Source organism: Streptomyces sp. NPDC059002 (genome assembly GCF_042740435.1).
In the GTDB taxonomy this organism is placed as follows: domain Bacteria; phylum Actinomycetota; class Actinomycetes; order Streptomycetales; family Streptomycetaceae; genus Streptomyces.
Genome location: NZ_JBHYJI010000014.1, coordinates 1 through 14512, shown reverse-complemented (window position 1 = coordinate 14512; position 14512 = coordinate 1). Strand labels below are relative to the sequence as shown.

Here is a 14512-nt window from a genome sequence, read left to right as displayed (position 1 = left end):
CGCCCCCTCCTTCAATAACTGAACAGTTCTGTTGGTGTTCTTTGTTTGATTGTGATCGAGCTCTCCGGTGGGGCCTCGGGGGTCCCGGGAGGGGCCCGGCATTGACGGGACTGTTGGCTTGTGATTTGTTATGTTCGGTTCTGTTGGGTGGGTGGTGAGGAGCCCCGGACGTGAAGAAGACCTCGACCCGTCTCGCCGACGGTCGTGAGCTCATCTACTACGACGTACGCGACGACACGGTGCGCGACGCCGTCGACCGGCGGCCGCTCGGCCCCGTCTCCACCACGTCGGAGATCCGCAGAGACCCCCTCCTCGGCGACTCCGTGGCCATCGCCTCGCACCGCCAGGGCCGCACATACCACCCGCCGGCCGACGAATGCCCCCTGTGCCCCTCGGCCGGCGGCCGCTCCAGCGAGGTCCCCGACTCCTCGTACGACGTCGTGGTCTTCGAGAACCGCTTCCCCTCGCTCGCGGGCGACGCGGGCCGCTGCGAGGTCGTCTGCTTCACCTCCGACCACGACGCGTCCTTCGCCGACCTCACCGAGGAGCAGGCCGGACTCGTCCTCGAGGCCTGGACCGACCGCACCGCGGAGCTGTCCCATCTGCCCGCCGTGGAGCAGGTGTTCTGCTTCGAGAACCGGGGCGCCGAGATCGGCGTGACCCTCGGACATCCGCACGGGCAGATCTACGCCTACCCCTTCGTCACCCCGCGCACCTCCCTGATGCTCCGCTCGCTGGCCGAGCACAAGGCGGCGACCGGCGGACGCAACCTCTTCGACGACGTCCTCGCCGAGGAGCGCGCCGGGGAGCGGGTCGTCCTGGCGGGTGAACACTGGGTGGCCTTCGTGCCGTACGCCGCGCACTGGCCCTACGAGGTGCACCTCTACCCCCGGCGCCGGGTGCCCGACCTGCTCGCGCTCGACGAGGCCGCGCGCACGGAGTTCCCACAGGTCTATCTGGAACTGTTGCGGCGCTTCGACCGGATCTTCGGCGAGGAGGAGGCGGCGCCGACGCCGTACATCGCTGCCTGGCACCAGGCGCCCTTCGGGGCGCTGGAGGGGCATAACGGTGTCAACCGGGACGACTTCGCCCTCCACCTCGAACTTTTCACGATCCGCCGCACTTCGGGCAAGCTGAAGTTCCTCGCGGGTTCCGAATCCGGCATGAGCGTGTTCATCAACGACGTGCCGCCGGAAACCGCGGCCCAGCGACTGCGAGAGGTAGCGAGTTCATGAGCGGTAAGTACCTGGTCACCGGTGGCGCGGGCTATGTCGGAAGCGTGGTCGCGCAGCACCTGATCGAGGCCGGGCACGAGGTGACCGTCCTCGACAACCTCTCGACCGGCTTCCGCGAGGGCGTCCCCGGCGGGGCCACGTTCATCGAGGGGGACATCAGGGATGCCGCCAAGTGGCTGGACTCCTCCTATGACGCCGTGTTGCACTTCGCCGCCTTCTCGCAGGTCGGCGAGTCCGTCGTCAAGCCCGAGAAGTACTGGGACAACAACGTCGGCGGCACCATGGCGCTGCTCGCCGCGATGCGCGACGCGGGCGTGCGCAGGCTCGTCTTCTCCTCCACCGCCGCGACCTACGGCGAACCCGTGAACACCCCCATCACGGAGTCCGACCCGACCGCCCCCACCTCGCCGTACGGCGCCTCCAAGCTCGCCGTCGACCACATGATCACCGGTGAGGCCACCGCCCACGGCCTGGCCGCGGTCTCGCTGCGCTACTTCAACGTCGCGGGCGCCTACGGGGAGTTCGGCGAGCGGCACGCACCCGAGTCCCACCTCATCCCGCTCGTCCTCCAGGTCGCGCAGGGCAGCCGCGAGGCGATCAGCGTCTTCGGCGACGACTACCCGACGCCCGACGGCACCTGCGTGCGCGACTACATCCACGTCGCCGACCTCGCCGAGGCGCACCTCCTCGCGGTCGGCGCCGCCACCCCCGGCGACCATCTCATCTGCAACCTGGGCAACGGCAACGGCTTCTCCGTGCGCGAGGTCATCGAGACCGTCCGCAAGGTGACGGGACACCCGATCCCCGAGGTCATGGCGGAGCGCCGCGGCGGCGACCCGGCGGTCCTCGTCGCGTCCGCCGCCACCGCGCACGACAAGCTCGGCTGGCAGCCGTCCCGCGCGGATCTCGCGGGCATCGTCGCCGACGCCTGGGCCTTCGCCCGACGCACGGCATAACTCATTCATGGAGGGCAGGGCGCTCATGGGGCCGGTCACCGAAGTCGCCGAGCAGTTCACCGAGTTGTACGGCCACGCGCCCGACGGCGTCTGGTCGGCGCCCGGCCGGGTCAACCTCATCGGCGAGTACACGGACGTCAACGAGGGCTTCGTGATGCCGCTCGCCCTCCCGCACACCGTGGTCGCCGCCGTCTCCCGGCGCACCGACGGCGTCCTGCGCCTGCACTCCGCGGACATCGACGCCCCGGTCGTCGAACTGCGCGTGGACGAGCTCGCGCCGCTCTCCGACGGCGGCGGCTGGGCGGCCTACCCCGCCGGTGTCGTCTGGGCGCTGCGGGCGGCCGGGCACCCGGTCGGCGGCGCGGACCTGCACCTCGCGTCGACGGTGCCGACGGGCGCGGGCCTGTCCTCGTCGGCGGCCCTGGAGGTCGTCACCGGGCTCGCCCTGAACGACCTGTTCGAACTCGGCCTCTCCCTGCCCGAGTTGGCGGTCCTCGCCCAGCGCGCGGAGAACGCCTTCGTCGGCGTGCCGTGCGGCGTCATGGACCAGATGGCATCGGCCTGCTGCACCGAGGGCCACGCCCTGCACCTGGACTGCAGGGACCTGTCCATACGCCAGGTCCCCTTCGACCTCGCGGCGCACGGCCTGCGGCTCCTGGTCGTCGACACCCGGGTGAAGCACGAGCTCGGCGACGGCGCCTACGCGGAGCGGCGCGCCGGCTGCGAGGCGGGCGCGCGGGCGCTCGGCGTCTCCCATCTGCGGGATGTGCCGTACGCCGAACTGCCCGACGCCCTGGCCAAGTTGACGGACGAGAAGACCCGCCGCTACGTACGCCACATCGTCACGGACGACCACCGCGTGGAGCGGATCATCGGGCTGCTCGACGCGGGCGACGTGCGGGGGATCGGCCCCCTCCTGACCGAGGGGCACGCCTCGCTGCGCGACGACTTCCGCATCTCCTGCCCGGAGTTGGACCTGGCGGTGGAGACCGCGAACACGTCCGGCGCGTACGGCGCCCGGATGACCGGCGGCGGCTTCGGCGGCTCCGCGCTGCTCCTGGTGGAGGCCGCGGAGGCGGAGACGGTGACGAAGTCGGTCGAGGCGGCGTTCGCCGCGGCCGGGTACACGGCGCCGCGGGTGTTCCCGGCGGTGGCGTCGGCGGGCGCCCGGCGGGAGAGCTGAGCTCAGCGCAGCTGCTTCGTCAGCGTGAACTCCTTGACGCCTTCCGGGTAGTCGGGGATCACACAGACCAGTTCGTACCCCCGGCTGCGGTAGAAGCCGGGGGCCTGGAAGTCCCAGGTCTCCACGCGGGAGTTGACGCAGCCGCGGTCCTCGCGGGCGATCCGCTCCGCCTCGTCGAGCAGGCGCGAGCCGAGGCCCGCGCCGCGGTGGCGGTCGTCCACCCAGAGCAGGTTCACATGCAGCCAGCGCCCCCAGGTGTGCGCGGCGAGTCCGCCCGCGAGCCCGCCCGACCCGTCCAACGCCCAGAGGGCCAGCGGGAGTTCCTGGTCATGGGGTGTGCCGCGCAGGGCGCGGAGCTCCGGCGACACCGCGGTATTGGTCTCCCTGAGCCGCGAACGAAGCAGACCAAGCCGCTCTTTGTCGACTCCTGTCTCAATACGAAACATACGGCTCACCATAAACGCGCTGGCCAATCAGTTCTGCAAATCACCTTCCGCTCCCGGCGTCCGGCCCTACTCTGAAGAACAGTGCCGGTGGGGGCCGGCGCTGATCAGGGGGCGAGACAGTCGGGTACGACGCCCGGTAGCAGGTTGTGGGGGCCAGTGGTCAGGGCACGGCGGCGGCCGTGCGGCCGCGTCGACCCCCGCTCCGGGCGCCGTACCCGCGCCGATCGCTCCCCGACGGTCTTCGGGCCCGACGGTCTTCGGACGGGGGTATCCCCTGCTCCTTGCAGGAGCGTGGGGAAGGGGGTTTCTGTGGTTCGCATTCGAGTCCTGGTCGTCGACGACCACCGCATCTTCGCCGAGTCACTGGCCGCCGCGCTGGCGGCCGAGCCCGACGTGGACGTGTCCGCGGCGGGCAGTGGTCCGGCCGCGCTGCGCTGTCTGGAGCGGGCGGTCACCGAAGGGCGCAGATTCGATGTCCTGCTCGTCGACGCCGACCTCGGCAGCACCGCGAGCGCGCTGCAGGGCACCCGGCCCGCCGTGCCCGTCCAGGAGGGCAACGCCGACGGTCTCGTCGACGGCATCTCCCTGGTCGCGGGCGTCCGTTCGGGCCAGCCCGCCGTGCGCACCGTGGTCCTCGCGGAGAAGGACGACCCGCGCCGCGCGGCCCTCGCGCTGCAGGCGGGCGCGTCCGGCTGGGTCGCCAAGGACTGCTCCCTGTCCCGGCTCCTGACCGTCATACGGGGAGTCCTGCGGGACGAGACGCACCTGCCGCCCGCCTTGCTCACGGGCGTCCTGCGCGAGCTGACCGCCGCCCGCAAGCACCGCACCGAGTCCGAGCGCCTCGTGGAGTCCCTGACCCCGCGCGAGCGCGAGGTGCTGCGCTGCATGGTGGCGGGCCTGGGCAGGAAGGCCGTCGCGGAGCGCCTCTTCCTCTCCCCGCACACGGTGCGTACGCACATGCAGAACGTGCTGGGAAAGCTCGGCGTCCACTCCACCCTCGCCGCCGTCGCGCTCGCGCGCCGCGCCGGGGTCGGGCCCGTCGACCTAGCCGGGGACGTTGTCGAACGGGGCGGTCAACTGGCGTAGCAGCCCCGCCAGTTCGCCCCGCTGGGCGCGGGACAGCTCCGCGAGGATCGCCCGCTCCTGCTCCAGCAGGCCCGCCAGCGCCTGGTCCGCGCGGTCCCGGCCCTCGGGGGTCAGGCGCACGAGCACGCCGCGCCGGTCGCTGGGATCGGGCAGGCGCTCGACGAGGCCCTTCTTCGTCAGGCGGTCGATGCGGTTCGTCATCGTGCCGGACGTCACCAGGGTCTGGGTGAGCAGCTGGCCGGGGGAGAGCTGATAGGGGGCGCCCGCGCGCCGCAGCGACGTCAGGACGTCGAACTCCCAGGGCTCCAGGCTATGCTCGGAGAAGGCGAGTCTGCGGGCGCGGTCCAGGTGCCGCGCGAGCCTGCTCACGCGGCTGAGCACCTCGAGTGGTTCCACGTCGAGGTCAGGGCGCTCCCGGCGCCATGCTGCGACCAGCCGATCGACCTCGTCCTCCATGGCGATCAGTGTAGGGGGTCTGTCGACATGAAGTCTCTTGACGTCAAGATATCTCGGGGTTCAGGATGGCGGCACCGGACGTTTCGAGGAGGTCTTCATGCCCGCAGCCGACGCCACGACCTGGGACCCGCGTCAGTACCTGCGCCACTCCGACCACCGGGCCAGGCCCTTCGTCGACCTGCTCGCCCGGGTGCCCGAACTCCCCGCCGCCGACGGCCGACCGCCCCGCATCGCCGACCTCGGCTGCGGCCCCGGCAACGTCACCCGGCTCCTCGCCGACCGCTGGCCCACCGCGCACATCACCGGCTTCGACAACTCCCCGGAGATGCTCGCCAGGGCGGACCGGCTCGCGGGACCCACGGACGGCGGCGGGCGCCTCGACTTCGCGCAGGCCGACGCCGCGGACTGGGCGCCCGCCCCCGGGACGTACGACCTGATCCTGTCCAACGCGACCCTCCAGTGGGTGCCGGGCCACCCGGGCTCCTTCCCCGCCTGGATCTCCGCGCTCGTCCCCGGCGGCACGTTCGCCCTCCAAGTACCCGGCAACTTCGACGCGCCGAGCCACGTCCTGATGCGGGAACTGAGCGAGACCGACCGCTGGCGCGACCGCCTCGGCGGCCTCCTCCGGCACGCGGACGCGGTGCTCGCGCCGGGGGCGTACCTGGAGCGGCTCGCGGACCTCGGCTGCGAGGTCGACGCCTGGGAGACGACCTACCAGCACCTCCTGGCGGGCGAGGACCCCGTCCTCGACTGGGTGAAGGGCACGGGCCTGCGCCCCGTCCTGACCGCCCTCGCGGACGACGCGGCGGCGACGGAGGCGTTCCTCACGGAGTACCGGGAACTGCTGCGCAAGGCCTACCCGGCGACGGAGCACGGCACGGTGTTCCCGTTCCGGCGGGTGTTCGCGGTGGCCCGCAAGGGGGCGGGGGCCTGATGCTGCACGCCGTCGACCACGTCCGGCTCGCCGCGCACGGCGCCGAGGTCACCTGGGACGAGAACCTGCCGGGGCACCGGCGCTTCTACTCGCGGGATCCGGTGGGGAACCGGCTGGAGTTCCTGGAGCCGGTGGCAGGTGAATCGGCGGGCGGGCGCAGGCCCAACAGCCGACCGACCTCCGCGTGAGGGATGCCCTCACCGAGGCCGCCTGCCGCTTCACTCGTGGGGGCCAGGCTCCCGCAGGCCTAGCTCTTGCGATGCCCTATCAGCCGCGGCTTCGGCTCCAGGCCGTCGAGGCCGTGCCACGCCAGATTGACCAGGTGGGCCGCCACCTCCGCCTTCTTCGGCTTGCGGACGTCGAGCCACCACTGGCCCGTCAGCGCGACCATGCCGACCAGCGCCTGGGCGTAGAGCGGGGCGAGCTTCTGGTCGAAGCCGCGGGTCTTGAACTCCTGGCCGAGGATGTCCTCGACCTGTGTCGCGATGTCCGAGATCAGGGACGCGAAGGTGCCGGTGGACTGGGCGACGGGGGAGTCGCGGACCAGGATGCGGAAGCCGTCCGTGTACGTCTCGATGTAGTCGAGGAGCGCGAACGCCGCCTGTTCGAGGAGCTCACGGGGGTGCCCCGCGGTGAGCGCGCCCGTCACCATGTCCAGGAGCTGGCGCATCTCGCGGTCCACCACCACCGCGTACAGGCCTTCCTTGCCGCCGAAGTGCTCGTACACGACGGGCTTGGAGACCCCGGCCTTCGCCGCGATCTCCTCCACCGACGTGCCCTCGAACCCCTTGGCCGCGAAGAGCGTGCGGCCGATGTCGAGGAGCTGTTCCCGGCGCTCGGCACCCGTCATCCGGGTCCGGCGGGTGCGCCTGGGCTGCTTCTCTTTGCTGGAGGGGCTGGAGTTGCTGGAGTCGGTCGCCACGTCGTCAATCATGCCGCGTCGGCGTGCCGCGCCTCGCGGCGGGACTCGGCCCCGGTCCCGGACACCGACGCGCGGCGGGCCTCGACGCGCGCCTTCGAGGGCCAGCGCACGTCGTACGCCCAGCCGAGCCGCTCGCACCAGCGGATGATCCGCGCCGAGGAGTCGACCTGGCCGCGCAGCACGCCGTGCCGTGCCGACGTCGGGTCGGCGTGGTGGAGGTTGTGCCAGGACTCGCCGCAGGACAGGACGGCCAGCCACCACACGTTGCCGGAGCGGTCGCGGGACTTGAAGGGGCGCTTGCCCACCGCGTGGCAGATGGAGTTGATCGACCAGGTCACGTGGTGCAGCAGCGCGACACGGACCAGGGAGCCCCAGAAGAAGCCGGTGAAGGCGCCCCACCAGGACATCGTGACCAGGCCGCCGACCAGGGGCGGGATGCCGAGCGAAACGATCGTCCAGAGCAGGAACTGCCGGGAGATGCGGCGGATCGCCGGGTCCTTGATCAGATCCGGTGCGTACTTGTCCTGCGGCGTCTGCTCCTCGTCGAACATCCAGCCGATGTGCGCCCACCACAGGCCCTTCATCAGGGCGGGAACCGTCTCGCCGAAGCGCCACGGCGAATGCGGGTCGCCCTCCGCGTCCGAGAACTTGTGGTGCTTGCGGTGGTCGGCCACCCAGCGGACGAGGGGGCCCTCCACCGCCATCGACCCGGCGACGGCGAGTGCGATCCGCAGCGGCCGCTTCGCCTTGAAGGAGCCGTGCGTGAAGTAGCGGTGGAAACCGATCGTGATGCCGTGGCAGCCCAGGTAGTACATGAAGACGAGCAGGCCGAGATCCAGCCAGCTCACTCCCCAGCCCCAGGCCAGCGGCACCGCCGCGACCAGGGCGAGGAAGGGGACGGTGATGAACAGGAGCAGCGTGATCTGCTCGAGCGACCGTTTCTGCTCGCCGCCCAGCGTCGCGGACGGGAGCGGGGCGGCGTCGGTCGCCGCCGCCCGTGGAGCGTCTTCGATCACATCGGTGCCGGAGTACGCATCGGACGTTGTCGTCATGGGCACGTCCCCTGTGGGGTCGAGGAATGAGGGTGGGCTACGGGCACGAGGGAACGGAACCAGTCGTTTCCTACGGTTCCGTAACCTACGGCGACGTAAGTATGGCAGCGCGGAGCCCCGCGGCAAGAGGCCGCGAACTCCGTGGCCGAAGTGACACCTATCCTTGGAAACGGTCGGACAGCGCGGTCCGCTCTGTTATCTCCCCCGGAACCCGGATTTCCATCCGCCAGGGAACCCCTCCCAGTCTTGACGTGCGCCCTCCCGTCTCCCACCACCACCCTTATGGGGAGGCGCTACACGCCGCACCTTCTAATTCTGCAAGGAGCCGCACCTGTGAGCAGTGCCGACGACCAGGGCCGCCAGGCCACCAGCACCGCCAGCACCGAGCTGCGCGCCGACATCCGCCGCCTCGGCGATCTGCTGGGCGAGACCCTCGTCCGCCAGGAGGGCCCCGAGCTCCTCGAACTGGTCGAGAAGGTCCGCCGCCTGACGCGCGAGGACGGCGAGGCCGCCGCGAAGCTGCTCGGCGGCACCGAGCTGGAGACCGCGGCCAAGCTGGTCCGCGCCTTCTCCACGTACTTCCATCTGGCGAATGTCACCGAGCAGGTCCACCGCGGCCGCGAGCTGCGCGCCAAGCGGGCCGCCGAGGGCGGTCTGCTCGCCCGCACCGCGGACCGCCTCAAGGACGCCGACCCCGAGCACCTGCGGCAGACCGTGCAGCACCTGAACGTGCGCCCCGTCTTCACCGCGCACCCCACGGAAGCCGCCCGCCGCTCCGTGCTCAACAAGCTCCGCCGGGTCGCCGAGCTGCTCGAGACCCCGGTCATCGAGTCCGACCGGCGCCGTCACGACACCCGCCTGGCCGAGAACATCGACCTGGTGTGGCAGACCGACGAGCTGCGCGTCGTGCGCCCCGAGCCCGCCGACGAGGCCCGCAACGCCATCTACTACCTCGACGAGCTGCACGCCGGCGCCGTCGGGGACGTACTGGAAGACCTCACCGCGGAGCTGGAGCGCGTCGGCGTCGAGCTGCCCGAGGGCACCCGGCCGCTCAGCTTCGGCACCTGGATCGGCGGCGACCGCGACGGCAACCCGAACGTGACGCCCGCCGTCACCTGGGACGTCCTGATCCTCCAGCACGAGCACGGCATCAACGACGCGCTCGACATGATCGACGAGCTGCGCGGCTTCCTCTCCAACTCCATCCGCTACACCGGAGCCACCGAGGAGCTGAAGGCCTCCCTCCAGTGCGACCTGGAGCGGCTGCCCGAGATCAGCCCGCGCTACAAGCGCCTCAACGCCGAGGAGCCGTACCGCCTCAAGGCCACCTGCATCCGGCAGAAGCTGGAGAACACCAAGCAGCGCCTGGCCAAGGGCACCGCGCACGAGGAAGGCCGCGACTACCTCGGCACCACCGAGCTGCTCCACGACCTCACGCTCATCCAGACCTCGCTGCGCGAGCACAAGGGCGCCCTGTTCGCCGACGGCCGGATGAACCGCACCATCCGCACGCTCGCCGCGTTCGGCCTCCAGCTGGCGACCATGGACGTACGCGAGCACGCGGACGCCCACCACCACGCGCTCGGCCAGCTCTTCGACCGCCTGGGCGAGGAGTCCTGGCGCTACACGGACATGCCCCGCGAGTACCGCCAGAAGCTGCTCGCCAAGGAGCTGCGGTCCCGGCGCCCGCTCGCGCCGTCCCCGGCGCCCCTGGACGCCGCGGGCGAGAAGACCCTCGGCGTTTTCCTCACCGTGAAGAAGGCCCTGGAGGTCTTCGGGCCCGAGGTCATCGAGTCGTACATCATCTCGATGTGCCAGGGCGCGGACGACGTCTTCGCCGCCGCGGTGCTCGCCCGCGAGGCCGGGCTCATCGATCTGCACGCCGGCTGGGCGAAGATCGGCATCGTGCCGCTCCTGGAGACCACCGACGAGCTGCGCGCCGCCGACGTCATCCTCGACGAGATGCTCGCCGACCCGTCGTACCGCCGCCTGGTGGCCCTGCGCGGTGACGTGCAGGAGGTCATGCTCGGCTACTCGGACTCCTCCAAGTTCGGCGGCATCACCACCTCGCAGTGGGAGATCCACCGGGCGCAGCGCAGGCTGCGTGACGTCGCGCACCGCTACGGCGTGCGGCTCCGGCTCTTCCACGGCCGCGGCGGCACCGTCGGCCGCGGCGGCGGCCCCTCGCACGACGCGATCCTCGCCCAGCCCTGGGGCACCCTGGAGGGCGAGATCAAGGTGACCGAGCAGGGCGAGGTCATCTCCGACAAGTACCTGGTGCCTTCGCTGGCCCGCGAGAACCTCGAACTGACCGTCGCGGCCACGCTGCAGGCCTCCGCGCTGCACACCTCCCCGCGCCAGTCCGACGAGGCGCTCGCCCGCTGGGACGCCGCCATGGACGTCGTGTCGGACGCCGCGCACTCCGCGTACCGCAAGCTGGTCGAGGACCCGGACCTGCCGACGTACTTCCTCGCGTCGACACCGGTCGACCAGCTCGCCGACCTGCACCTCGGCTCCCGGCCATCGCGCCGCCCCGGCTCGGGCGTCTCGCTCGACGGACTGCGCGCCATCCCGTGGGTGTTCGGCTGGACCCAGTCGCGGCAGATCGTGCCGGGCTGGTTCGGCGTCGGCTCCGGCCTGAAGGCCCTGCGCGAGGCCGGTCTGGACACCGTGCTCGACGAGATGCACGAGCACTGGCACTTCTTCCAGAACTTCGTCTCCAACGTCGAGATGACGCTCGCCAAGACGGACCTGCGGATCGCCAGGCACTACGTGGACACCCTCGTGCCGGACGAGCTCAAGCACGTCTTCGCCATGATCGAGGAAGAGCACGAGCTGACCGTCCGCGAGGTCCTGCGCGTCACGGGCGGGGACGAACTCCTCGACTCCCACCCGGTCCTCCAGCAGACCTTCGCGATCCGCGACGCCTACCTGGACCCGATCTCCTACCTCCAGGTCGCCCTCCTCAAGCGCCAGCGCGACGCGGCGGCCGCGGGCACCGAGCCCGACCCGCTGCTCGGCCGCGCGCTGCTGCTGACCGTGAACGGCGTGGCAGCGGGCCTGCGCAACACCGGCTGACGCACCGGCCCTTGGGCCCCGCGCCTCTTTCGGGAGGTGCGGGGCCCCTGTCGTGCGGGCAGGCACCTAATCAGGTGAAACGGCGGTCCTACCGACTCGTCATGGGCCGTCCCGCGGCGCCCGCGGGAGCACAGTGAACGGGCACTGAAGATCCCCTCGGCGGTCGGGAGCACCGTGACGCCCGTACTCCACCACCGGTCGCGCCGCACCCTTGCCTCGGCGACGGTCGTCCTGTTCGCGCTCCTCGCGGCGCTCGCCCTCGTGCCGTACGGCACCGCCCACGCGGACGCCCGCATGGCCGTCCGGCTCGACCCGGCGACCTCGCCCGTGCCCTCCGGCGACCACGTCTCGTACAACGCGAACATCCAGTGCTCGATCCCGGGCGACTGCCAGTCGGTGACGGTCACCTTCACGCCGCCGGCCGGAGCGTCCGGGCCCGGCCATGTCTCGCAGCCCTACCCGCCGGGCGTCACCGACGTCACCGCGAACCCCGACGGCAGCGTCACCGTCACCTACGGCTCCATCGCCAGCGGCCAGAGCTCGCAGCTCACCGTCAGCTGGCCCACCGCGGACTACTGGACGCCGCCCGGCGACCAGACCGCGACGATGTCCGCCACCGCAGCGAACGGCGACGGCACCCCCAGCACCGACGACGCCTCCGTGCGGGTCACGGCCACGCCCAACCCGGCGATCAGCAAAGAGGGGCCGAAGGCGGCGCGGCCCGGTGACACCGCGGCGTACAAGGTCACCGCGACCAACGACCCGCGCGATGCCAACCGGCCGCGCGGCAACCTCGCCCTGGAGAACACCGTCCTGACCGACGTGCTCCCCGAGGGCGTGGACCTCGTCGACGCCACCCCCGCCGGATACACCTACGACCCGGCGACCCGCACCATCAGCTGGCCCGTGGACACCGAACCGGACCGCGACGGCGACCAGTTGGCGCAGGTCAAGGAGTATCCGTACGGAGTCGTCCACGAGATCAGGGTCAAGGTCCGCGACGACGTCGCCGACGGGACCGTGCTCACCGACACCGCCACCATCACCGGCGACCCCTACGGCCCGGACACCAACAAGATCTCCAAGAGCGCCACCGCCGACACCACCGTCGGCACCGGCTCCGGCGAGGTCTCCGGCACCCTCGACAAGTCCGTCGACACGCCCCTCGCGGGCAACGGCCAGCGCCTCTCGTACGTCCTGCGGTTCGGCAACACCGGCACCGAGGCCGCCGACGTCCGCCTCACCGACGCCCTGCCGAACGGCTTCGACGCACAGACGCTGCGCATCTCCACCCCCTCCGGCGGCACCTACGGGGGCAGTTGGACGGCCGTCGTCACGCGCCGCGACGGCAGCACCGAGACGCTGACGCCCACCGGCCAACAGGTCGACCTCGGCACCGAACCGGTCTCCGTGCGCATCGACATCCCGGGCCTCGCCGCGGGCGCCAACCTGGTCGCCCAGTTCACCGGACGGGCCGACGCCACCGAAGTGCCGGGCGGCAGCGGCGACGTACGCAACTGCGCGCAGCTCGAACTGACCGGTTCCAGCGGCGGCACCGCGCAGGAGGAGTCCTGCGCGAACTTCCGCATCGAACCCGAGGTCGCCCAGCCCGAGTTGACCAAGTCCACCGACCCGGCCCCCGTCGGCCCCGGCGGCACCCACACCTGGCGCATCACCATGCGCAACGACCGCTACCGCACCGACTCCTCGCCGCTGCGGCCCCGCTTCGTCGACCTGGTGCCGCGCCAACTCTCGTACGAGCGCGGGTCCTGGGCCCTCGCGGACGGCAAGCCCGCCACCTGTCCGGCCGCCGACCGCTTCACCGAGACCGTCACCGCGGGCCCCGACGGACGCACCCGCGTCGAACTGACCGCCGAACGCGGCGCCGAGATCCCGGCGAACGACTCGACGTGCGTCTACACCTTCCGTACGACGGTCAAGCCCGGTGTCGCCAGCGGCACTTACGGCGGCACACCGAACGACGCCGACTACGCGGGCAACCGCGCCGGGCTCTACGACGCGCAGCGCCCCATCAACACCCGCCAGACCGACTTCCACGACATCGACGGCGACGGCAACACCACCGAGAACGTCGCCGAGGCGACCGACGACTTCGCCATCGCCCAGTCCGCCTCGCTCTTCGTCACCAAGGAGGTCAAGGGCGACAAGGACAGCGACTTCAAGGGCTCGGCCGAGGTGCCGGGCAAGGAGGACGAGGTCGGGCAGTCGACCGCGGGCGGCACCGTCGACTACCGCACCGTCCTCGGCAACATGGGCAACACCGACCTCACCAACGTCGTCGCGTACGACCTGCTGCCCGCGCCCGGCACCAAGGGCGTCACCAGCGGCCGCTACGGCGACGACGCGACCAGCGAGTGGCGGCCCGTCCTGACCGGGCCGATCGACGCGGGGACGGCGCCCGTCACCATCACGTACTCGGAGAAGGCCGATCCGTGCCGGCCCGAGATGGACAACACCGCCGACAAGAGCGCCCCGTTCCAGTGCGACGGGAAGCCGGATCCGAGCTTCGTGCCCGCCTCGGGCGTGACCGACTGGAGCAAGATCCGCTCCGTCCGCTTCGACTTCGGGGACCACGTGTTCTCGGCCGGTGAGCGGTACACGCTGCGCTGGCGGATGCGGGTGCCCGAGCGGGCGCCGGACGACGCGCCGTTCGCCGGTGGGGAGCGGACCTGGAACAAGATCGCGATCGCCGGGGACCGGCGGGAGCCGGACGGGACGCTCCGTCCGTTGCTGGCCACGGAGGCGCCGTGGGTCGTCGCGGAGGTCGGCCCGAGCGAGATCCCGACGCCGACGCCGACGCCGCCCACGCCTACGCCGACTCCTCCGACCCCGACGCCGACGCCGCCCACTCCGACCCCTACGCCGCCGTCGCCGACCCCGCCGTCGCCGACTCCTCCGTCGCCCACGCCCGGGCCGACGACGCCGGGGCCTTCGCCCTCGCGGAGTGTGCCGCCGGTGCTGCCGGATACGGGGTCTGCCTCGGTCGCACCGCTGCTCGGTGCGGTGGCTGCGTTGTTGCTGGCCTCCGGTGGGGTGTTCTTTGCCGCTGCGCGGCATAGGCGGGGGCGGCACTCGTAGTTCTTCGGGTGCGGGCCGTGGTCCGTCCTCGCGCAGTTCCCCGCGCCCCTTATAAGGGGCGCGGG

At 71.6% G+C, this 14512-nt stretch carries 12 protein-coding genes; 8 read left to right on the top strand and 4 right to left on the bottom strand.

All coding sequences use genetic code 11. From position 1 onward, the window contains the following. Nucleotides 1-170: 170 nt before the first annotated feature. From galT to galK, 3 genes are read left to right on the top strand one after another with little or no spacing between them, the layout of a single operon-like run. Nucleotides 171-1235, top strand: a complete 1065-nt coding sequence (gene galT, locus ACFWZ2_RS15405) for a galactose-1-phosphate uridylyltransferase (protein WP_384545723.1) — start codon at nucleotides 171-173, stop codon at nucleotides 1233-1235. Beyond that, entirely contained in the window at nucleotides 1232-2191 is a 960-nt protein-coding gene (gene galE / locus ACFWZ2_RS15400) for a UDP-glucose 4-epimerase GalE (RefSeq protein ID WP_384545721.1), read from the top strand. Before galT ends, galE begins: the two co-directional genes overlap by 4 nt. 7 nt (nucleotides 2192-2198) lie before the next feature. Further along, a complete protein-coding gene (gene galK, locus ACFWZ2_RS15395) occupies nucleotides 2199-3374 on the top strand; it encodes a galactokinase (protein ID WP_384545719.1) in 1176 nt (391 codons plus the stop codon). Nucleotides 3375-3376: 2 nt separating this feature from the next. Here galK and ACFWZ2_RS15390 read toward each other — a convergent pair whose 3' ends face one another. Beyond that, on the bottom strand, nucleotides 3377-3832 hold the full coding sequence (locus ACFWZ2_RS15390; RefSeq protein ID WP_384545717.1) for a GNAT family N-acetyltransferase: 456 nt from the start codon (nucleotides 3830-3832) through the stop codon (nucleotides 3377-3379). A gap of 297 nt (nucleotides 3833-4129) precedes the next feature. On the opposite strand from ACFWZ2_RS15390, the gene ACFWZ2_RS15385 reads away from it, so the two are divergent. Continuing rightward, nucleotides 4130-4906 (top strand): LuxR C-terminal-related transcriptional regulator, encoded by a 777-nt coding sequence (locus tag ACFWZ2_RS15385; RefSeq protein WP_384545715.1) that lies wholly within the window; start codon nucleotides 4130-4132, stop codon nucleotides 4904-4906. Here ACFWZ2_RS15385 and ACFWZ2_RS15380 read toward each other — a convergent pair. Next, on the bottom strand, nucleotides 4865-5362 hold the full coding sequence (locus tag ACFWZ2_RS15380) for a MarR family winged helix-turn-helix transcriptional regulator (protein ID WP_384545713.1): 498 nt from the start codon (nucleotides 5360-5362) through the stop codon (nucleotides 4865-4867). The genes ACFWZ2_RS15385 and ACFWZ2_RS15380 overlap by 42 nt on opposite strands. A 97-nt stretch (nucleotides 5363-5459) precedes the next feature. Between ACFWZ2_RS15380 and ACFWZ2_RS15375 the strand changes: the two genes are divergently transcribed. Both ACFWZ2_RS15375 and ACFWZ2_RS15370 read left to right on the top strand, forming a co-directional pair. Further along, complete coding sequence (locus ACFWZ2_RS15375) at nucleotides 5460-6296, top strand: trans-aconitate 2-methyltransferase (RefSeq protein ID WP_384545711.1); 837 nt, start codon at nucleotides 5460-5462, stop codon at nucleotides 6294-6296. Further along, nucleotides 6296-6484 carry a hypothetical protein gene (locus ACFWZ2_RS15370; protein WP_384545987.1) on the top strand — a complete coding sequence of 63 codons (189 nt, stop codon included), beginning with the start codon at nucleotides 6296-6298 and terminating at the stop codon, nucleotides 6482-6484. Before ACFWZ2_RS15375 ends, ACFWZ2_RS15370 begins: the two co-directional genes overlap by 1 nt. A gap of 59 nt (nucleotides 6485-6543) precedes the next feature. Here ACFWZ2_RS15370 and ACFWZ2_RS15365 read toward each other — a convergent pair whose 3' ends face one another. Together ACFWZ2_RS15365 and ACFWZ2_RS15360 are read right to left on the bottom strand one after the other, a co-directional pair. Beyond that, the gene (locus tag ACFWZ2_RS15365) at nucleotides 6544-7230 is read right to left on the bottom strand and encodes a TetR/AcrR family transcriptional regulator (RefSeq protein WP_384545709.1); all 687 of its coding nucleotides are present in this window, start codon (nucleotides 7228-7230) and stop codon (nucleotides 6544-6546) included. After that, on the bottom strand, nucleotides 7227-8270 hold the full coding sequence (locus ACFWZ2_RS15360; protein WP_384545707.1) for an acyl-CoA desaturase: 1044 nt from the start codon (nucleotides 8268-8270) through the stop codon (nucleotides 7227-7229). The genes ACFWZ2_RS15365 and ACFWZ2_RS15360 overlap by 4 nt, the downstream gene beginning before the upstream one ends. Nucleotides 8271-8603: 333 nt before the next feature. Here ACFWZ2_RS15360 and ppc point away from each other — a divergent pair, with 333 nt between their 5' ends. Then, nucleotides 8604-11348, top strand: coding sequence for a phosphoenolpyruvate carboxylase (ppc, locus tag ACFWZ2_RS15355; RefSeq protein ID WP_384545705.1), 2745 nt, complete (start codon nucleotides 8604-8606; stop codon nucleotides 11346-11348). A 174-nt stretch (nucleotides 11349-11522) separates the two neighbouring features. After that, the gene (locus ACFWZ2_RS15350; RefSeq protein ID WP_384545703.1) at nucleotides 11523-14447 is read left to right on the top strand and encodes a hypothetical protein; all 2925 of its coding nucleotides are present in this window, start codon (nucleotides 11523-11525) and stop codon (nucleotides 14445-14447) included. Nucleotides 14448-14512: the final 65 nt, after the last annotated feature.